This window comes from Oceanicella actignis (assembly GCF_008124525.1).
GTDB lineage: Bacteria > Pseudomonadota > Alphaproteobacteria > Rhodobacterales > Rhodobacteraceae > Oceanicella > Oceanicella actignis.
In genome coordinates this window covers 17,731-36,680 of record NZ_VNHJ01000003.1, presented here as the reverse complement: position 1 = coordinate 36,680, position 18,950 = coordinate 17,731, and the positions used below count along the sequence as shown (strand labels likewise).

The following is an 18,950-nucleotide window of genomic DNA, read 5'->3' as shown; positions in this document are numbered from 1 at the left end:
GATCGACGCCATGGCCGAGAACCTGCGGCGGCGGCATCGGCTGCACCCCCATGAGCGGCCATTATTTTACATAATATTGATTATGCGCACTTCGGATATGACCAGATCCGCGCGCGCCGCAAACCCGCGCCCCGCCCTCAATCGGCGGAAACGTCCTCGGGACGCGGCGCCGGGCCCTGCATCAGCGGCATGAGGCGCGACATGTCCGGGCCCGAGCCTTTGCCCGTAAGCGCCTTGCGCAGCGGCAGGAAAAGCGCCCGCCCCTTGCGCCCCGACGCCGCCTTGACCGCGTCGGTCCAACGCTTCCACGCGGTCTCGTCCCAAGGCCGCGGCGGCAGAAGCGCCAGCGCCTCGGCCACGAAGGCGCGGTCCTCGGGCGCAACGTCGGGTCGCGCGCCCTCGCGCAGAATGCGCGCCCAGGCGGCGGCCTCGTCCCATGAGTCGACGTTCTCGCGCACCGTCTCCCAAAAGCGCGGCCCGAGATCGGCGTTGCGCGCCGCCAGCGCCGGGGCCGCCGCCTCGTAAGGCGTCTGGCGCAGAATGCGCGCCGTCATGGCGCGCGCATCGGCCGGATCGAAGGCGGCCGGCGCGGCGCCGAAGGCGGCGGGGTCGAATTCGGCGATCAGCTCGCGCAGGCTCAGCCGCGGCTCGGGGGCCGCGGCGCCGCCCAGCCGGGCCAGGATCGACGCCAGGGCCATCGGCTCGACCCCCTGCGCGCGCAGATCGGCCAGCGACAGGCCGCCAAGGCGCTTGGACAAGGGCGCGCCGCCCGGCCCCGTCAGCAGCGCGTGATGGCCGAAGACCGGCGCCTCGGCCCCCAGCGCGCGGAAGATCTGCATCTGCACCGCCGTGTTCGACACATGATCGGCGCCGCGCAGCACATGCGTCACGCCCAGATCCGCGTCATCGGCCACCGAGCACAGCGTATACAGGAACTGCCCGTCCTCGCGGATCAGCACCGGATCGGACATCGAGGCGGCGTCCACCTCGCGCGGGCCGAGGAAGAGATCGTCCCATCCCTCGCGGCGATGTTCGAGCAGAAAGCGCCAGTGCGGCGGACGCTGGGCGCCAAGGCGCGCGCGCTCGTCCTCGTCCAGCGCCAGCGCCGCGCGGTCGTAGATCGGGGGGCGGCCCTGCATGCGCCGAAGCTTGCGCTTGCGCTCAAGCTCGTCGGGGGTCTCCCAGCACGGGTAAAGGCGCCCCTGCCCCCGCAATTCGTCGGCACGCGCGCGGTAAAGATCCATGCGCTCGGACTGGCGCAGCTCCTGGTCCCAGTCGAGCCCCATCCATTCCAGATCGCGGCGGATGGCGTCGGCGAATTCGGGGCGCGAGCGTTCGGCGTCGGTGTCGTCGAGCCGCAGCACGAAGCGCCCGTCGGCCTTGCGCGCGAACAGCCAGTTGAACAGCGCCGTGCGCAGATTGCCCACATGCAAGAGCCCCGTCGGCGACGGCGCGAAACGGGTGACGACGGTCATTTTCGCTCCAGATCCGGGCGCATGGCCCGGCAAGCTTCAAGCATCGGTTCAAGTCCGCCGACGATCATCGCCTTGCGGAAGTTGCGGCGCGGCAGCCCGCCCATCCAGGCCAGCGTGCCGGTCACGCGGTAGAACAGCGCGCCGCGCTCGGGCCGGACGCCGCGGCGCAGATCGTAGCCGAAGCAGGGCGTGAACATGCCGCCCCGCAGGCGGTAATTGTCCACATCCGACCAGGGGACGAAGCCAAGGCGCCGGTCGCGCAGCCCCTCGGGCGTGACCTCGAGCGCCGGCGCCGGGTCCCTGGCCTCGCGGCGGAAGACCAGCGCCAGCGCGAACAGAACCACCGCCAGCGCGCCCAGCGCCAGCGTGCCGGGCGCCTCGGGCGTGTCGGGCCGCCAGCCCGCGCGCACGGCGTGCCAGGCGAAGAAGAAGGCCCCGCCCAGCAGCAGCGCCACCAGCGACCACAACTTGAAGGGGTTGAGGTAAAACCTTGTCTCGACGTGGTTTTCGCCGTCGCCCATGCGCAGCGCGCGCTCAAGCTCGCTCATTCCCTGTCCCGCCATGCGTTCGCGATCGGATAGCGCCGGTCCAGCCAGAACGCCTTCGGCCCCAGCTTGGGCCCCGGCGCGGACTGGAAGCGCTTGTATTCGGCCCGCAGCAGCAGCCCCTCGACGCGCTCGGCCTCGGCGCGGTCATGGCCCGCGGCGACAAGGTCCTCGATGGCGGCGTCCTGCTCGATCAGCATCTCGAGCATGGCGTCGAGCCGCTCGTAGGGCGGCAGGCTGTCCTCGTCGCGCTGGCCCTCGCGCAGCTCGGCGCTGGGGGGCTTGTCGATGATCCGCGGCGCGATGACCTCGCCCGCCGGCCCCAGCATCCAGGGCCGGTGATGGGCGTTGCGCCAGCGGCACAGCGCGAAGACGCGCGACTTGTAGACGTCCTTGAGCGGGTTCCAGCCCCCGTTCATGTCGCCGTAAAGGGTCGCGTAGCCCACGGCCAGCTCGGACTTGTTTCCCGTGCTCAGAAGCAGTTCGCCGAACTTGTTCGACAAGGCCATGAGGTAGAGCCCGCGCAGGCGCGACTGGATGTTCTCCTCGGTCACGTCGGGGGCGAGGCCGGCGAAGAAGGGCGCCAGCCCCCGCCCCACCGCCTCGACCGCCCCCTCGATGGGCAGCTCGTGCAGCGCGCAGCCCAGGGCGCGCGCCACCGCCGCCGCGTCCTTGAGCGACTGCGCCGAGGTGTAGCGCGAGGGCAGCATGACGCAGCGCACGTTCCCGGGCCCCAGCGCGTCGGCCGCCACCGCCGCGACCAGCGCGCTGTCCACCCCGCCCGAAAGGCCCAGCACCGCGCGCGAGAAGCCGGTCTTGGCGGCGTAGTCGCGCGTGCCCTCGACCATGGCGCGGTAGTCGGTCTCGAGCGGGCCGGGCACGGGCGCCAGCGCCGCGCGCCCCGCCGGGGCGACGAAGCGCCAGCCCTCGTCGCCCTCCTCCAGCTCGACGATCTCGAGCGCCTCGTCGAAGAGCGGCATCTGCAGCGCCAGCCGCCCGCCGCGCGCCAGCGCGAAGGAGCCGCCGTCGAAGACCTGGTCGTCCTGCCCGCCCGTCATGTTGAGGTAGATCAGCGGCAGCCCCGTCTCGATCACCCGCGCGACCATCAGCGCGTGGCGCTGTTCGAGCTTGCCGCGCTCGTAGGGCGAGCCGTTGGGCGCCAGCAGGATCTCGGCCCCCGTCTCGGCCAGCGTCTCGCACACTTCGGGCGTCCAGGCGTCCTCGCAGATCGGCACGCCCACGCGCACGCCGCGGATCGAGACGGGCCCCTGCGGCTCGGCCGGGGCGTAGAGGCGCTTTTCGTCGAAGACGCCGTAATTGGGCAGCTCGTGCTTGCGGATCACCGCCTTGACGGCGCCGCCCTCGAGCACGAACCACGCGTTCCACACGCGCCCCTCGGCGAATTCCGGCGCCCCGATTCCCAGCGCGGGGCCCTCGGCGCAGGCGGCGGCCAGCCGGTCGATCTGGCGGCGGGCGGCGCGCAGGAAGGCGGGTTTGAGCACCAGATCCTGCGGCTGGTAGCCGGCCAGGAACATCTCGGGCAGCGCCAGAAGGTCGGCGCCGGCCTCGCGCGCGCGGGCATGGGCGGCGATCGCCTTGTCGGCGTTTGCGGCCAAGTCTCCCACCCGCGGGCCCAGCTGGCCCAGGGCGATGCGCAGCCGGCGCGGGTCGGGTCTGGCGGCAGCGGTGTCCATGGCGGCGTATGATCCCGTCTGTTGGCCTCGGCGACGCGCGCCGCGGGTCGCGGCTTTCGCGCTTGGCAGATAGCCCCAGCGCGGGCGCCGAGACAAGGGCGCGTTGCCCGCCGCGGCCCGAGCGCGCGCCCCGGAGGGGCGCATGGCGGGCGTGCGGCGGCGCGGACGGATTGAAATGAACGAAATTTGAATGCACCATGCGCAGCATCGTTGCGCGGCGAAAGCGCCGCCCGTATCGTGTCGCCGCCCGGCGACGCGCGCGGACCGGCCCGCTGCGCGCAACGCAAGGAACAACAAGGCGCCATGCGCCGGCAGGGGATGGAAGATCGATGCGCAGCAAGCCCGGATTCGCTTTCGCGGCGCTGGCCGCGGCCCTGGCCGCGGGGCCGCTCTCGGCGCGCGCCGAGGTGGTGAAGAAGACCTACGACACCGGCGACGTCTATGAAGGCGAGTTCAAGGACGGCAAGCAGCACGGCAAGGGCGCCTTCACGCGCCCCGACGGCTTCCGCTATGTCGGCGAGTGGGTCGAGGGCCGCATCGAGGGTCAGGGCCGCGCCGAGTATCCCAACGGCTCGGTCTACGAGGGCCAGTTCAAGGACGGCCGCCCCCACGGCAAGGGCAAGATCACCTATGCCGACGGCGGCTCGTATGAAGGCGACTGGGTCGAGGGCCGCATCGAGGGCCAGGGCGTGGCGCGCTATGCCAACGGCATCGTCTACGAGGGCGCGTTCCGCGACTCGCGCCAGAACGGCAAGGGCGTCATGACCCGCCCCAACGGCTACCGCTACGAGGGCGAATTCAAGGACGGCCTGCCCGACGGCGAAGGCGTGGTGACCTATCCCGACGGCTCTGTCTATGCCGGCCGCCTGGTGGCCGGCAAGCGCGAGGGCCAGGGCGAGATCCGCCTGCCCGACGGCTTCGTCTACAAGGGCTCGTGGAAGGCCGGCGAGATCGACGGCGTCGGCGTCGCCGTGCAGGCCAATGGCGACGTCTACGAGGGCGAGTTCGTCCAGGGCAACCGCCATGGCCGGGGCGTCGCGCGCTACGCCAACGGCGACGTCTATGAGGGCGAGTTCGACGCCGACGAGCGCCACGGCCAGGGAACCTTCGTCGCCGCCGACGGCTTCCGCTACGAGGGGACGTGGTCGCGCGGCAAGATCGACGGCCAGGGCCGCGCGGTCTATCCCGACGGCGCCGTCTACGAGGGCCAGTTCAAGGACGGCAAGCAGCACGGCAAGGGCAAGATCACCTATGCCGACGGCGGCTCGTATGAAGGCGACTGGGTCGAGGGCCGCATCGAGGGCCAGGGCGTGGCGCGCTACGCCAACGGCGCCGTCTACGAGGGCGCCTTCAAGGACGGCAAGCAGGACGGCGTGGGCAAGATCACCTACCCCGACGGCTACGTCTACGAGGGCGAATGGAAGGCCGGCCTGCAGCACGGCAAGGGCCGCACCACCTTCCCCGACGGCTCGGTCTACGAGGGCGACTTCGTCGAGGGGCTGCGCGAGGGTCAGGGCCGCATCACCATGCCCGACGGCTTCGAATACGCCGGCTCGTGGAAAGGCGGCGAGATCCACGGCCAGGGCGTGGCGGTCTACCGCAACGGCGACGTCTACACCGGCGCCTTCCGCAACGGTCAGCGCCATGGCGAGGGCAAGATGGAATACGCCTCGGGCGCCGTCTACGAGGGCGAGTGGATCGATGGCCGCCGCGCCTCGGCGCCCGCCCCCAGCCAGGCGCAGTGACGCGCGCGGCGCGCAAGATGCGCTTTTCTTTCGCGCCGCGGCGCGTATATTCGGCCGCATGACGCACCGCGCGCCCATACGCCCCCTGCCCCTGCCCCGCGCCCGCCGCGGGACCGGCGGCGTGCGCGCCGCGCTTCTTCTCCTTAGCCGCCCCTGAGCGTGCCGGGGTCGTCGGCGCGCGCGCTCAGGGGACGCCGCTTCGCGCCGCAGGAAGCAACCCGGCGATGCCGGACCCGGACAGGGAATCAATGAGATGACCGAACAGACCGCAAACGGCGCCCCCGAGCAGGAGCGCGTGCTGATCTTCGACACCACGCTGCGCGACGGCGAGCAGTCGCCCGGCGCGACCATGACGCTGACCGAGAAGCTCGAGGTCGCGACGCTGCTGGACGAGATGGGCGTCGACATCATCGAGGCCGGCTTTCCCATCGCCTCCGAAGGCGATTTCGAAGCGGTGCGCGAGATTTCCAAGGTGGTGAAGAACGCGGTGGTGTGCGGGCTCGCCCGCGCCGGCGCGAAGGACATCGACCGCGCCTGGGAGGCGCTGCAGGGCGCGCGGCGCGCGCGCATCCACACCTTCATCTCCACCTCGCCGCTGCACATGAAATACAAGCTGCAGATGGAGCCCGAAGAGGTGCTCGAGGCCATCGCGCGCTCGGTCTCGCATGCGCGCTCGCTGACCGACGACGTGCAGTGGAGCCCCGAGGACGGCACCCGCACCGAGCACGATTTCCTGTGCCGCGCCGTCGAGACCGCGATCAAGGCCGGCGCGACCACGATCAACATCCCCGACACGGTCGGCTACACCGCGCCGGGCGAAAGCGCGGCGCTGATCCGCATGCTCAAGGAGCGCGTGCCCGACATCGACAAGGTCGTCATCTCGACCCATTGCCACAACGATCTGGGCATGGCCGTGGCCAACGCGCTGGCGGCGGTCGAGGCGGGCGCGCGGCAGGTGGAATGCACCATCAACGGCCTGGGCGAGCGCGCGGGCAACGCCGCGCTCGAAGAGGTGGTGATGGCCATGCGCGTGCGCAACGACATCATGCCCTGGCGCACGGGCGTGGACACGACCAAGATCATGCAGGCCTCGCGCCTGGTCAGCCGCATCACCGGCTTTCCGGTGCAATACAACAAGGCCATCGTCGGCAAGAACGCCTTCGCGCATGAATCGGGCATCCACCAGGACGGGATGCTCAAGCACGCCGGCACCTACGAGATCATGCGCCCCGAGGATGTGGGCCTGACCGCCTCGAACCTGGTGATGGGCAAGCATTCGGGCCGCAACGCCCTGCGCGCCAAGCTGCGCGAGCTGGGCTTCGAGCTGGGCGACAACCAGCTCAACGACGTGTTCGTGCGCTTCAAGGCCCTGGCCGACCAGAAGAAGGAGGTCTATGACGAGGACCTGCTGGCGCTGATGACCGAGATGCACTCGGACGCTGGCTCGGACCGCGTGAAGGTCAAGTCGCTGACCGTCACCTGCGGCACGCTGCGTCCCTCGGCGGTGCTGACGCTCGAGATCGACGGCGAAGAGAAGACCACCACCGCGACCGGCGACGGCCCCGTGGACAGCTGCTTCAAGGCGGTCAACCAGCTGGTGCCGAACCAGGCGCGGCTGCAGCTCTACCAGGTTCACGCCGTGACCGAGGGGACCGACGCGCAGGCCACCGTCTCGGTCCGCATCGAGGAGGACGGGCGCATCGCCTCGGGCCAGTCGGCCGACACCGACACCATCCTGGCCTCGACGCGGGCCTATGTGCACGCGCTCAACCGCCTGATGGTGCGGCGGGAAAAGCGCGCCCCGGACGCCATGGCCAAGGGGGCCTGAGCCCCCGCCCGCGGCAGGGACGCCGCGCGAAACGAAAGGGGCCGCGCCGGATCTGCCGGCGCGGCCCGTTTTCTTCGCCTTGCGATTCGGCCGGGCGAGGCCCGCGCCTCAGTCGTCGCGATAGACCTTCTCGCGGCGCTCGTGCATCTCCTGCGCGGCCAGGCTCAGCGTGGCGATCGGGCGCGCGTCCAGCCGCTTGAGGCTGATCGGGTCGCCCGTGACCTCGCAATAGCCGTAGGTGCCGTCCTCGATCCGGCGCAGCGCCGCGTCGATCTTGGCGATCAGCTTGCGCTGGCGGTCGCGCGTGCGCAGCTCGATCGCCCGGTCGGTCTCGGCGGCGGCGCGGTCGGCGATGTCCGGGGCGTAGATCGGCCCTTCCTGAAGGCCCTCCAGCGTGCTCCGGCTCTCGTTCAGGATGCTTTCCTTCCAGGCAAGCAGCTTGCGGCGGAAATATTCCTTCTGCCGCGGGTTCATGAACGGCTCGTCCTCAGCCGGAACATAGCCGGGCTCAAGCACGATTTCGGACTTCATCTCCCAACACCTCGCATTGGCTTCCCCTAAGGCGGCGCGTCGCCTTTTCGGCGCCTGTCGCGCCCGGCCCTCCCCTGCCGCGGCCGCCCGCCTTGGGTCGAACTGATAGCGCCAGACCCGGCGCATGTCACGCGAAAGCTTGCGCTTTTCCGTTCAACCTTGCGGGCGCGAGGCGATGCGGCACGCCGTTCCGCAAATCGAGGCAAAGCTTGCCTCCGCGCCGCTATCAGGGCAATTTGCGCCGTCAAGCGACCATCGTCACGCGAAATTCAGGCAGGATTCGATGCAATTCACAGGCACCTCCGACTACGTCGCCACCGAGGATCTGACCATCGCGGTGAACGCGGCCATCGCCCTCGAGCGGCCGCTTCTGGTCAAGGGCGAGCCGGGCACCGGCAAGACCGAGCTGGCGCGCCAGGTGGCCTCGGCCCTGGGGCTGCGCATGATCGAGTGGAACGTGAAATCGACCACCAAGGCGCAGCAGGGCCTTTACGAATACGACGCCGTCAGCCGCCTGCGCGACAGCCAGCTGGGCGACGAGCGCGTGCGCGACGTGCGCAACTACATCAAGAAGGGCAAGCTGTGGGAGGCCTTCGAGGCCGACGAGAAGGTCGTGCTCCTGATCGACGAGATCGACAAGGCCGACATCGAGTTCCCCAACGACCTGCTGCAGGAGCTCGACCGGATGGAGTTCTTCGTCTACGAGACCGGCGAGACCATCCGCGCCAGGCATCGGCCCATCGTCATCATCACCTCGAACAACGAGAAGGAGTTGCCCGACGCCTTCCTGCGCCGCTGCTTCTTCCACTACATCGCCTTCCCCGACGCGCAGACCATGGAGCGGATCGTGCGCGTCCACTTCCCCGACATCAAGCCCACCTTGCTGCGCGCCGCGCTCACGCGCTTTTACGAGCTGCGCGAGACGCCGGGGCTGAAGAAGAAGCCCTCGACCTCCGAGGCGCTCGACTGGCTCAAGCTGCTGATGGCCGACGATCTGGACGCCGAGGATCTGCGCGCCGAACCGGGCGCCGCGCTGCCGCGCCTGCATGGGGCGCTGCTCAAGAACGAGCAGGACGTGCACCTGTTCGAGCGCCTGGCCTTCATGGCCCGGCGGCCGCGCGCGTGAGCGTCATCCGCCCCCTCGCGCCCGAGGACGCGCCGCGCTGGCGCGCGCTCTGGCGCGGCTATCTCGACTTCTACGGCGCCGCGCTGCCCGGAGAGACCTATGCGCAAACCTTCGCGCGCCTCCTGCCGGGCGGCTCGGCGAACATGCGCGCGCTGATCGCCGAGCGCGACGGCGCGCCGGCGGGGCTGGTCCACTTCATCTTCCACGATCACTGCTGGCGCCCCGAGGGGGTCACCTATCTGCAGGATCTCTATGTGGACCCGTCCGCGCGCGGCGCCGGCCTTGGCCGCGCGCTGATCGAGGCCGTCTACGCCGCCGCCGACCAGGCCGGACGGCCGACGGTCTACTGGCTGACGCAAGAGTTCAACCACGCGGCACGCGCCCTGTATGACCGCGTCGCCGAACGCACGCCCTTCATCAAGTATGCCCGAGCGGAGCGCCCATGATCCTGCTTGCCGTCTTCATCGCCTTCTTCGCCCTGGGATGGCTGCGCGCGCGCCGCGCCGGCGGCGGCCTGGCCGACCGCATCCGCTACGGCATCGTCCACGGCCTGGCGGCGGCGCTGGCGCTTTACGCCGTCGTCACCATCGGCGACTGGCAGGGACTGACCAACTGACCCGCCAATTCCTTCGGAGGCCGGCGCCATGTTCGTGAACTTCTTTCTTGCGCTGCGCGAGGCCAAGGTGCCCGTGTCGCTGCGCGAATACCTGACGCTGCTCGAGGCGATGGAGAAGCAGGTCGTCATGTATGACGTCGAGGGCTTCTACTACCTGGCCCGCGCGGCGCTGGTGAAGGACGAGCGCAACATCGACAAGTTCGACCGCGTCTTCGCCCAGGTGTTCAAGGGGCTCGAGGCCGTCTCGGGCGCGCCCGAGGGCGGCTCGCCCGTCGCCCTGCCCGAGGAATGGCTGCGCAAGCTGGCCGAAAAGCACCTCACCCCCGAGGAAATGGCCCAGATCGAGGCGCTCGGCGGCTTCGACAAGCTTATGGAGACGCTGCGCAAGCGGCTCGAAGAGCAGAAGGGCCGCCACCAGGGCGGCAACAAGTGGATCGGCACGGCCGGAACCTCGCCCTTCGGCGCCTATGGCTACAACCCCGAGGGCGTGCGCATCGGGCAGGACCGCTCGCGCCACCGCCGCGCGGTCAAGGTCTGGGACCGGCGCGAGTTCCGCAACTTCGACGACTCGGTCGAGCTGGGCACGCGCAACATCAAGGTCGCGCTCAAGCGCCTGCGCCGCTGGGCGCGCGAGGGCGCGGCCGAGGAGCTGGACCTCGACGGCACCATCCGCTCGACCGCCGAGCATGGCTATCTTGACGTCAAGACCCGCCCCGAGCGGCGCAACGCGGTCAAGGTGCTGCTGTTCATGGATGTGGGCGGCTCGATGGACGACCACGTCAAGGTGATGGAAGAGATGTTCTCGGCCGCGCGGTCCGAGTTCAAGCACCTTGAATACTTCTATTTCCACAACTGCCTTTACGAAGGCGTGTGGAAGGACAACCGCCGCCGCTGGACCGAGCAGATCCCCACCTGGGAGGTGCTGCGCACCTATGGGCGCGACTACAAGTGCGTGTTCATCGGCGACGCGTCCATGAGCCCCTACGAGATCGCCTATCCCGGCGGCGCCAACGAGCACTGGAACGAAGAGGCCGGCGAGGTCTGGCTGCGCCGCGCCATCGACCAGTGGCCCTCGAACGTCTGGATCAACCCCGTGCCCGAGGACCGGTGGGGCTACACCCATTCGATCCAGATGATCCGCGAGATCTTCGCCGACCGCATGTATCCGATGACCCTTCAGGGCCTCGAAGGCGCGATGAAGGAGCTCAGCCGCTGACGCGCCCCGCCCGCTCGGACGGGGCGCGCGCCGCTCAGGCGGCCTTGCGCCGCGCGCCCGCCGCCGCCAGCGCGCCAAGCCCCAGCAACAGCATCCCGCCGGCCGCCGGAACCGGCACGGGCAGCGCCGCCTCGATGCGCGCCGCCAGGATGTTGTGGGCGGTCGAGGACGGATGCACGCCGTCGAAGAAGGCGTAGGCGGTCGGATCGGCGCAGACCGTCGCGCCGTCGAAGCACGCGTCCGTCGCGTTCGTGATGCCATAGGCCGCGGGATCGTCGGCGATGCGCTTGCCCAGCGCATAGCTGTCGAACAGGGTCACCTTCAGCCCCGAAAGGCGCAGAAGGTCGGCGTTCGCCCCAAGCCGCGCGTTGTAGGCCAGGGTCGCCGCGGTCATGTCCGCTTCGAGCGGCCCGCCCGCATAGGCGGGCGTCGCGCCCACATCGCCCAGATTGACCAGCAGGATGTCCTCGATGCCGTAGGACAGGAACAGGCTCTGCGCCGCATCCGCCACGGCATCGGCCGCCGCCTCGGCCGCCGCGATCAGCGCCGCGCCGCCGTCGCCCTGGGCCTTGAACAGATCGTTGCCCCCGAACCACAGCGCCGCCAGGGGCTCGGGACCAAGCGCGGCGGGCATGCCCGAAAAGGCGAAAAGGCCCAGCTCGTCCGCCAGATCTGGAATGTCGAACGGAGAATCGGTCGCCTGCACCGCCTTGGCGCCGCCGAAGGCGTAATTCGCCACGGGCTTGCCCTCGGCCGCGAATTTCGCGCCCAGCGTCTCGGCCCAGACCGGACCGTCCGAGAAGCGGCCGGCGTAATAGGGCGGGCTTTGCGGAACCGCGCCGCCGGTGGCGGCATAGAGATTGCCCGGATCGGACAGGCTGTCGCCGAAGACGATGAAGCTCGAATAGCGCTCGGCGACGGTGACGGCCCCCGCCGGCCCGGCCAGCAGCGCCGCCAGCGCCGCCGCGGCGAATGGATGTTTCATGAATCCCTCCCTGGATCGCAATATTGGTTAACCAAAGCTTGCCGCACGCCCCCCTGGCGCGCAAGCGCCGCTTGCGGCGACGCCGCGTCAATGCGGGTGACGCGCGCGCCTTTGCGCCCTATATCCAAGGCATGTTGAAGCTGACGCCGATCCTTCTGATGATCGCCTGGGCGCTGGCGATGTGGCGCTTCTCGGCCTGGCGGCTGCGACGCGAGCTCGACGCGCGCTCGGCGCCGCTGGACGATCCGCCGCTCGAAGCCGTGGTGCGCCGCCTGGGCCGCGCCGCCGGGGCCGAGAACCTGCGCGCGCATGTCTATCGCATTCCGGTCTTCAACGGGCTTGCCGCGCCCGACGGGCGCATCTTCGTCACCCAGGGCGTGATCGACCAGTATCGGTTGGGGCGGCTCTCGGCCGAGGAGATCGGCTCGATCATCGCGCATGAGCTGGGCCATGTGGCGCTGGGCCACGCGCGCCGGCGCATGATCGACTGGACCGGGCAGAACGCGGCGCGCGCGGCGCTGGCCATGGTGCTGGGGCGGCTCCTGCCCGGGATCGGCGCATGGATCGCGACGCTGCTGACCGGCCTTCTGGCCGCGCGGCTTTCGCGCCGGGACGAGTTCGAGGCCGACGCCTACGCCGCCGCGCTGATGCGCGCGGCCGGCCTGCCCGCCGCGGCGCAGATCTCCATGTTCCGCAAGCTGGCCGACATCGCCGGCCCCGCCGGCGGCCCCGCCTGGCTGGCCAGCCACCCGAAGATCGAAGAGCGCATCGCCCGCATCCGCGCCCTGCACGCGCGCTGGGACGAGGGGGCGCGCAAGAACGGCTGCGCCGAGCCCGGCGGCTGAGGCCCGCGCGCCTCAGCCCATCTCGCGACGCATCAGCCGCGCCAGACGCGGCAGGCCCGCGCGCTTGATCGCCTGCGGCCCCTCGTGCGCCGCAAGGGGCGGCGCGCCGGGCGGAACATGGGCGGCCAGCGCCTCGGCGGTCGCGGCGCGCATCAGCTCGGGCGCGGCGCCCCACAGCTCCCACAAGGCGGCGTCGGGATGCAGCGGCGCCAGCCCCAGCCGCCGCAGCTTGGGGGCGGGAAAGTCGCGCAGGTTGAAGGTGACGAGGATCTCGGCCCGCCCGGCCAGCGCCGCCGCGAGCACATGCGCATCGTCCGGGTCGGGCAGCGTCGGCGCGGGCCCCGCGGCGGGCGGGATCGAGGCCTCGGGCCACAGCGCGTCAAGCAGCGCGCCCTCGGCGCGCACGGCGCGGCCCTCGTCCAGCCCATGGCGGCGTTCGGCCGCGCGCGCCCATTCCTCGAGCACCCGCGCCGACCACAGCGGCCGCAGCAGCCCCCGCCCCGCCGCCGCCAGCAGCAGCCGGCGCACCAGCGGCGGGTAGAGGACGCAGGCGTCCAGAAAGGCGCGGCGCGGGGCCGTCGCTCAGCCCTCGGCGGCGGGGGCGTCGGCGGCCACGCGGACCTTGAGCATGCGGTCCGGGTTGCGCGGCGGCTCGCCGCGGGCGATGGCGTCGACATGCTCCATGCCCGAGATCACCTTGCCCCAGACGGTGTATTGCCCGTTCAGATGCGGCGCGGGCGCGAACATGATGAAGAACTGCGAATTGGCCGAGTTCGGATCGGGCGTGCGCGCCATGCCCACCGTGCCGCGCTCGAACGGCTCGTCCGAGAACTCGGCCGGCAGGTTCGGCTTGGACGAGCCGCCCGTGCCGCGCCCGTGCGGGCAGCCGGTCTGGGCCATGAAGCCCTCGATCACGCGGTGAAAGGGGATGCCGTCGTAAAAACCCTCGCGCGCCAGCTCCTTGATGCGCGCCACATGCTGCGGGGCCAGGTCGGGGCGCATCTCGATCGCCACCTCGCCATGTTCGAGCGTGATGACAAGAGTGTTCTCGGGGTCTTTGATTTCCATTTGTCTTTCCTGTCTGGCCCCTTGCGGGGTCGGCCTCAGCGATCGGCCTGGACGTAAACGCGCAGCATGCGGTCCGGGTTGCGCGGCGGCTCGCCGCGGGCGATGCGGTCGACATGCTCCATGCCCGAGATCACCCGCCCCCAGAGCGTGTATTGCCCGTTCAGATGCGGCGCGGCGCGGAACATGATGAAGAATTGCGAGTTGGCGCTGTCGGGATCGCGGCCGCGGGCCATGCCCACGGCGCCGCGCTCGAAGGCGGCGATGTTCGAGAACTCGGCCGGCAGGTTCGGCAGATCCGATCCGCCCATCCCCGCGCGGCGCAGGTCCAGCCGGTCGGCGCGGCCGTAGCGCACGTCGCCGGTCTGGGCCATGAAGCCCTCGATCACGCGGTGGAAGATCACGCCGTCATAGGCGCCGGCGCGCGCCAGGGTCTTGATGCGCTCGACATGGCGCGGCGCGAGGTCGGGCAGCATCTCGATCAGCACCGGCCCCGATTCCAGCTCGATGACCAGCGTGTTCTCGGGATCGGCGGCGGCGGCCGGGCCGGTGGCGGCCGTCAGCGCCAGCGCGGCGGCGCACAGGCCGGCGGCGAGGCGGCGGAGGATGTTCAGGGGCATCGGCTTCCTTTCCCTGCGCTCAGCTCTTGAGGCGCGAGAACAGCGCGCGCTCGACCTCGTGCGGGACGAAGCGCGACACGTCCCCGCCAAGGCGCGCGATCTCCTTGACCAGCTTCGAGGCGATGGCCTGGTGATGCGCGTCGGCCATGAGGAACAGCGTCTCGATGCGGTCGTTCATGGCGCGGTTCATGCCGACCATCTGGAACTCGTATTCGAAGTCGGACACCGCCCGCAGCCCGCGCACGATGACCTGCGCGCCCACCTGCTCGGCGAAGTGGATGAGCAGGTTCTCGAAGGGCTCGGCGACGATCTCGATGCCCGCCTCGCGCGCGATGGGGGCGACCTCGGCCTCGAGCATGCGGGTGCGCTCCTCGAGCGAGAAGAGCGGCCCCTTGTCGCGGTTGATCGCCACGCCGATCACAAGCCGGTCGACCAGCTTGGCGGCGCGGCGGATGATGTCGAGATGCCCGTAGGTGACGGGATCGAAGGTGCCCGGGTAAAGTCCAGTGCGCATTCGGGCGTGCTCCCCTCGCTTGCTTCGTCGCTCGCGCTGCGACGCAACAATATTGCGCCGCCCGGGTCAAGCCCAAAGCGCCCCGGGCTCAGGCGCCGCTGATCATGTCGGCCATGGCGGCGTTTTCGCGCTCGACCTCCTCGATGCGCGCCTTGACCACGTCGCCGATCGAGATCACCCCGGCCAGCTTGCCGTCCTCGAGCACGGGCATGTGGCGAAAGCGCCCTTCGGTCATGCGCGCCAGCACCGAGACGGCCTTGTCCGACGGCGCGCAGCTGCTGACCTTGCGGGTCATGACCGCCTCGACCGGGCGGTCGAGGCAGGCGGCGCCCTCGGTTCCCAGCACGCGGACGATGTCGCGTTCCGAAATCACGCCGTCCACCGTCTGGCCGTCGCGCGACACGATCAGCGCGCCGATGCGCCGCGCCGACAGCCGCGCCGCGGCCTCGGACAACGGCGCGTCGGGGCGGATGGTCTCGACCTTGGACGAGCCCTTGCTCTTGAGAATCTGCAGGACGATCATGCGCGTCTTCCTCCCGGCTGCATCGCTTTGCTCAAGCGTGACCGGGGCGCGCGCGCCCGTCAAGGCGCGCGTTGGCCCGCGCTCTCAGGCCGCCCCCGCCCTGCGCCCCGTCGCGGCCAGGATCGGGCGCAGGTAACGGCCGGTGTGGCTGGCCTCGACGCGCGCGACGTCCTCGGGCGTGCCGGCGGCCACGACGCGCCCGCCGCCGTCGCCGCCCTCGGGGCCGATGTCGACGATCCAGTCGGCGGTCTTGATGACGTCGAGGTTGTGCTCGATCACGATCACCGTGTTGCCCTGCTCGACCAGCTCGTGCAGCACTTCGAGCAGCTTGCGCACATCCTCGAAATGCAGGCCGGTGGTGGGCTCGTCGAGGATGTAGAGCGTGCGGCCCGTGGCCCGGCGCGCCAGCTCCCTGGACAGCTTGACGCGCTGGGCCTCGCCGCCCGACAGGGTGGTGGCGGGCTGGCCGACCTTGACGTAGCCAAGCCCCACGCGCTTGAGCGTCTCCATCTTGTCGCGGATCGCGGGCACGGCCGAGAAGAAGTCGGCGGCCTCTTCGACCGTCATGTCAAGAACGTCGGCTATGCTTTTGTCCTTGAACTTGATTTCGAGCGTCTCGCGGTTGTAGCGCTTGCCCTTGCAGGTCTCGCATTCGACATAGACGTCGGGCAGGAAGTGCATCTCGATCTTGATGACGCCGTCGCCCTGGCAGGCCTCGCAGCGCCCGCCCTTGACGTTGAAGCTGAAGCGGCCGGGCTTGTAGCCGCGGGTGCGGGCCTCGGGCAGGCCGGCGAACCAGTCGCGGATGGGGCCGAAGGCGCCGGTATAGGTCGCCGGGTTCGAGCGCGGCGTGCGCCCGATGGGCGACTGGTCGATGTCGATGACCTTGTCCAGATGCTCGAGCCCCTCGATGGCGCGGCACGGCGCCGGGGTCTGGCGCGCGCCGTTCAGGCGCATCGAGGCGGTCTTGAACAGCGTCTCGATCACCAGCGTCGACTTGCCGCCCCCCGACACGCCGGTGACGCAGGTCAGCGTGCCCAGCGGGAACTCGACGTCCACGTCGCGCAGGTTGTTGCCGCTGGCGCCCAGCACGCGCAGCGCGCGCCCCGAGCCGGGGCGCCGGCGCTCGGGCACGGGGATGGCGCGCTTGCCCGACAGGTATTGCCCGGTCAGCGAGGCCGGATCGGCGGCGATGGCCGCGGGCGGCCCCTGCGCGATCACGCGCCCGCCATGCACCCCCGCGCCGGGGCCGATGTCGATGACGTGGTCGGCCTCGCGGATGGCCTCCTCGTCATGCTCGACCACGATCACCGTGTTGCCCTGGTCGCGCAGGTTGCGCAGGGTCTGAAGCAGGCGTCCGTTGTCGCGCTGGTGCAGGCCGATCGAGGGTTCGTCCAGCACGTAAAGCACCCCCGTCAGCCCCGATCCGATCTGGCTGGCCAGGCGGATGCGCTGGCTTTCGCCGCCCGAGAGCGTGCCCGAGCCGCGCGCCAGGGTCAGGTAGTCGAGCCCGACATTCACAAGAAAACCAAGGCGTTCGCGGATTTCCTTGAGAATGGGCCGGGCGATCTCGGCCTTTTGCGCGCTCAGCTGCGCCTCGACGCCGCGCGACCACTCCAGCGCCTCGCGGATCGACATCTCGGACACCTGCCCCACATGCAGCCCGCCGATCTTGACCGCCAGCGCCTCGGGCTTGAGGCGGTAGCCCCCGCACGCGCCGCAGGGGCGGTTGTTCTGGTAGCGCTCGAACTCCTCGCGCATGAAGGCGCTGTCGGTCTCGCGCCAGCGGCGCTCGAGATTGGGGATCACGCCCTCGAAGGGGCGCGAGATCTGGTAGACGCGCCCGCCCTCGTCATAGCGGAAGCGGATCTCTTCGCCCCCCGAGCCGCGCAGCAGGACCTGGCGCGCCTTCTCGGGCAGGTCGCGCCAGGGGGCGTGAATGTCGAAACCGTAATGTTTTCCCAGCGCTTCTATGGTCTGTCTGAAGTAAGGCGTGCGCGTCTTGGCCCAGGGCGCTATCGCGCCTTGCCAAAGGCTCAGGCTTTCGTCGGGCACGACGAGCCGCTCGTCGATGAACAGCTCGACCCCCAGCCCGTCGCAGGCCGGGCAGGCGCCGTAGGGCGCGTTGAACGAGAACAGCCGCGGCTCGATCTCGGGGATGGTGAAGCCCGACACCGGGCAGGCGAATTTCTGCGAGAACACGATGCGCTCGGGCTCGCCCTCGGCCGGGGCGGTTTCGATCACGGCGATGCCGTCGGCCAGGGCCAGCGCGGTCTGGAAGCTGTCGGCCAGGCGCTGCTCGAGCCCCGGGCGCACGACGATGCGGTCCACCACCACGTCGATGTCGTGGCGCAGCTTCTTGTCCAGCGTCGGCGGCTCGTCGAGCTCGTGAAAGGCGCCGTCCACCTTGACGCGCTGGAAGCCCTGCTTTCGCAGCTCGGCGAATTCCTTGCGATACTCGCCCTTGCGGTCGCGCACGATGGGGGCCAGCAGATAGGCGCGCGTCCCCTCGGGCAGCGCCATGACGCGGTCGACCATGTCCGAGACCTGCTGCGCCTCGATCGGCAGCCCGGTGGCCGGGCTGTGCGGCGTTCCGGCGCGCGCGAACAGAAGGCGCAGGTAGTCGTGGATCTCGGTCACCGTGCCCACGGTCGAGCGCGGATTGCGCGAGGTCGTCTTCTGCTCGATCGAGATGGCGGGGCTGAGCCCCGAGATGCGGTCCACGTCGGGCTTGCGCATCATGTCGAGGAACTGGCGCGCATAGGCCGACAGGCTTTCGACGTAGCGCCGCTGGCCCTCGGCGTAGATGGTGTCGAAGGCCAGCGAGGACTTGCCCGACCCGCTCAGCCCCGTGATCACCACCAGCCGGTCGCGGGGGATGTCGACGTCGATGGATTTGAGGTTGTGCTCGCGCGCGCCGCGGATCGCGATGGTCTTGGGCTCGGTCGTCATGCTCGGCTCCGCTCAGGTCACCGCCGCTACATAAACCATCCGCGCGCGGATGCGAGTCCCCGCGGCGCTCAATCACCGTTGGAAACCCGCCGCGGCCTTCGATAGGCTGCGCGCAACCACGGAATCGCGGCACTGGAGAAGCGCATGGCGGGCAGCGTCAACAAGGTCATCCTCATCGGCAATCTCGGGCGCGATCCCGAGGTTCGCACCTTCCAGAACGGCGGAAAGGTCTGCAACCTGCGCATTGCGACGTCGGAGACCTGGAAGGACCGCAACACCGGCGAGCGGCGCGAGCGCACCGAGTGGCACTCGGTGGCGATCTTTTCCGAACCCCTGGCCAACATCGCCGAGCGCTACCTGCGCAAGGGGTCGAAGGTGTATATCGAAGGCCAGCTCGAGACCCGCAAATGGCAGGATCAGAGCGGGCAGGACCGTTACACCACCGAAATCGTCCTGCGCCCCTATCGCGGCGAGCTGACCCTGCTCGACAGCCGCGGCGAGGGCGGCGGCGACTTCGGCGGCGGCTATGGCGGGCCTTCGGGCGGCGGCTCGGGCGGGGGCTCGGGCGGGGGCTCGGGCGGAGGCGGGCGCGCCGACGATTTCGGCGCCGGCCCCTCGGGCGGGTCGGGCATCGACGACGACGAGATCCCCTTCTGATCGCCGCGCGGGG

General features: G+C 70.3%; 19 protein-coding genes. 8 read left to right on the top strand and 11 right to left on the bottom strand.

Going from position 1 to position 18,950, the window contains the following annotated elements; translation table 11 throughout:
- Window positions 1–137 precede the first annotated feature (137 nt).
- Genes gltX through LY05_RS05425 form a run of 3 tightly spaced genes read right to left on the bottom strand, consistent with a single transcriptional unit; the run spans window position 138 to window position 3,714 of the window.
- A complete protein-coding gene (gene gltX, locus LY05_RS05435; protein WP_148922401.1) occupies window positions 138–1,475 on the bottom strand; it encodes a glutamate--tRNA ligase in 1,338 nt (445 codons plus the stop codon).
- Window positions 1,472–2,023: a nucleoside-diphosphate sugar epimerase/dehydratase gene (locus tag LY05_RS05430; protein ID WP_148922400.1), complete on the bottom strand. Its 552-nt coding sequence runs from the start codon at window positions 2,021–2,023 to the stop codon at window positions 1,472–1,474. The genes gltX and LY05_RS05430 overlap by 4 nt, the downstream gene beginning before the upstream one ends.
- A complete protein-coding gene (locus LY05_RS05425) occupies window positions 2,020–3,714 on the bottom strand; it encodes an NAD+ synthase (protein ID WP_148922399.1) in 1,695 nt (564 codons plus the stop codon). The genes LY05_RS05430 and LY05_RS05425 overlap by 4 nt, the downstream gene beginning before the upstream one ends.
- Window positions 3,715–4,043: 329 nt before the next feature.
- Between LY05_RS05425 and LY05_RS05420 the strand changes: the two genes are divergently transcribed.
- Both LY05_RS05420 and LY05_RS05415 read left to right on the top strand, forming a co-directional pair.
- Entirely contained in the window at window positions 4,044–5,459 is a 1,416-nt protein-coding gene (locus tag LY05_RS05420) for an MORN repeat-containing protein (RefSeq protein WP_170258857.1), read from the top strand.
- 253 nt (window positions 5,460–5,712) lie between these two features.
- Complete coding sequence (locus tag LY05_RS05415; RefSeq protein WP_148922397.1) at window positions 5,713–7,287, top strand: 2-isopropylmalate synthase; 1,575 nt, start codon at window positions 5,713–5,715, stop codon at window positions 7,285–7,287.
- Between the two features lie 108 nt (window positions 7,288–7,395).
- Here LY05_RS05415 and dksA read toward each other — a convergent pair whose 3' ends face one another.
- The gene (dksA, locus tag LY05_RS05410; RefSeq protein ID WP_072745760.1) at window positions 7,396–7,818 is read right to left on the bottom strand and encodes an RNA polymerase-binding protein DksA; all 423 of its coding nucleotides are present in this window, start codon (window positions 7,816–7,818) and stop codon (window positions 7,396–7,398) included.
- Window positions 7,819–8,101: 283 nt separating this feature from the next.
- Between dksA and LY05_RS05405 the strand changes: the two genes are divergently transcribed.
- The 4 genes from LY05_RS05405 to LY05_RS05395 are packed head-to-tail and all read left to right on the top strand — an operon-like array spanning window position 8,102 to window position 10,776.
- The gene (locus LY05_RS05405) at window positions 8,102–8,944 is read left to right on the top strand and encodes an AAA family ATPase (protein ID WP_148922396.1); all 843 of its coding nucleotides are present in this window, start codon (window positions 8,102–8,104) and stop codon (window positions 8,942–8,944) included.
- Complete coding sequence (locus tag LY05_RS05400) at window positions 8,941–9,390, top strand: GNAT family N-acetyltransferase (protein WP_148922395.1); 450 nt, start codon at window positions 8,941–8,943, stop codon at window positions 9,388–9,390. Before LY05_RS05405 ends, LY05_RS05400 begins: the two co-directional genes overlap by 4 nt.
- Window positions 9,387–9,560, top strand: a complete 174-nt coding sequence (locus LY05_RS15105; protein ID WP_170258855.1) for a hypothetical protein — start codon at window positions 9,387–9,389, stop codon at window positions 9,558–9,560. The genes LY05_RS05400 and LY05_RS15105 overlap by 4 nt, the downstream gene beginning before the upstream one ends.
- A 28-nt stretch (window positions 9,561–9,588) precedes the next feature.
- Window positions 9,589–10,776: a vWA domain-containing protein gene (locus tag LY05_RS05395; protein ID WP_072745757.1), complete on the top strand. Its 1,188-nt coding sequence runs from the start codon at window positions 9,589–9,591 to the stop codon at window positions 10,774–10,776.
- A gap of 34 nt (window positions 10,777–10,810) precedes the next feature.
- Here the strand turns inward: LY05_RS05395 and LY05_RS05390 are convergent, their stop codons facing one another.
- Window positions 10,811–11,761, bottom strand: coding sequence for an SGNH/GDSL hydrolase family protein (locus LY05_RS05390; protein ID WP_148922394.1), 951 nt, complete (start codon window positions 11,759–11,761; stop codon window positions 10,811–10,813).
- Window positions 11,762–11,892: 131 nt separating this feature from the next.
- Between LY05_RS05390 and LY05_RS05385 the strand changes: the two genes are divergently transcribed.
- Window positions 11,893–12,606, top strand: a complete 714-nt coding sequence (locus LY05_RS05385) for a M48 family metalloprotease (RefSeq protein ID WP_148922393.1) — start codon at window positions 11,893–11,895, stop codon at window positions 12,604–12,606.
- A 12-nt stretch (window positions 12,607–12,618) separates the two neighbouring features.
- Here the strand turns inward: LY05_RS05385 and LY05_RS05380 are convergent, their stop codons facing one another.
- The 6 genes from LY05_RS05380 to uvrA all read right to left on the bottom strand — a co-directional run bounded on the left by LY05_RS05380 (window position 12,619) and on the right by uvrA (window position 18,280).
- Window positions 12,619–13,164 carry an RSP_2648 family PIN domain-containing protein gene (locus LY05_RS05380; protein WP_148922392.1) on the bottom strand — a complete coding sequence of 182 codons (546 nt, stop codon included), beginning with the start codon at window positions 13,162–13,164 and terminating at the stop codon, window positions 12,619–12,621.
- Window positions 13,165–13,188: 24 nt separating this feature from the next.
- The gene (locus LY05_RS05375) at window positions 13,189–13,674 is read right to left on the bottom strand and encodes a peptidylprolyl isomerase (RefSeq protein WP_072745753.1); all 486 of its coding nucleotides are present in this window, start codon (window positions 13,672–13,674) and stop codon (window positions 13,189–13,191) included.
- 35 nt (window positions 13,675–13,709) lie between these two features.
- Window positions 13,710–14,291 (bottom strand): peptidylprolyl isomerase, encoded by a 582-nt coding sequence (locus LY05_RS05370; RefSeq protein WP_148922391.1) that lies wholly within the window; start codon window positions 14,289–14,291, stop codon window positions 13,710–13,712.
- Between the two features lie 19 nt (window positions 14,292–14,310).
- On the bottom strand, window positions 14,311–14,805 hold the full coding sequence (coaD, locus tag LY05_RS05365; RefSeq protein ID WP_072745752.1) for a pantetheine-phosphate adenylyltransferase: 495 nt from the start codon (window positions 14,803–14,805) through the stop codon (window positions 14,311–14,313).
- An 88-nt stretch (window positions 14,806–14,893) separates the two neighbouring features.
- Window positions 14,894–15,328, bottom strand: coding sequence for a CBS domain-containing protein (locus LY05_RS05360; RefSeq protein ID WP_148922390.1), 435 nt, complete (start codon window positions 15,326–15,328; stop codon window positions 14,894–14,896).
- Between the two features lie 84 nt (window positions 15,329–15,412).
- Window positions 15,413–18,280: an excinuclease ABC subunit UvrA gene (gene uvrA, locus LY05_RS05355; RefSeq protein WP_148922389.1), complete on the bottom strand. Its 2,868-nt coding sequence runs from the start codon at window positions 18,278–18,280 to the stop codon at window positions 15,413–15,415.
- Between the two features lie 144 nt (window positions 18,281–18,424).
- Between uvrA and ssb the strand changes: the two genes are divergently transcribed.
- Window positions 18,425–18,937, top strand: a complete 513-nt coding sequence (gene ssb / locus LY05_RS05350) for a single-stranded DNA-binding protein (protein WP_148922388.1) — start codon at window positions 18,425–18,427, stop codon at window positions 18,935–18,937.
- Window positions 18,938–18,950 lie beyond the last annotated feature (13 nt).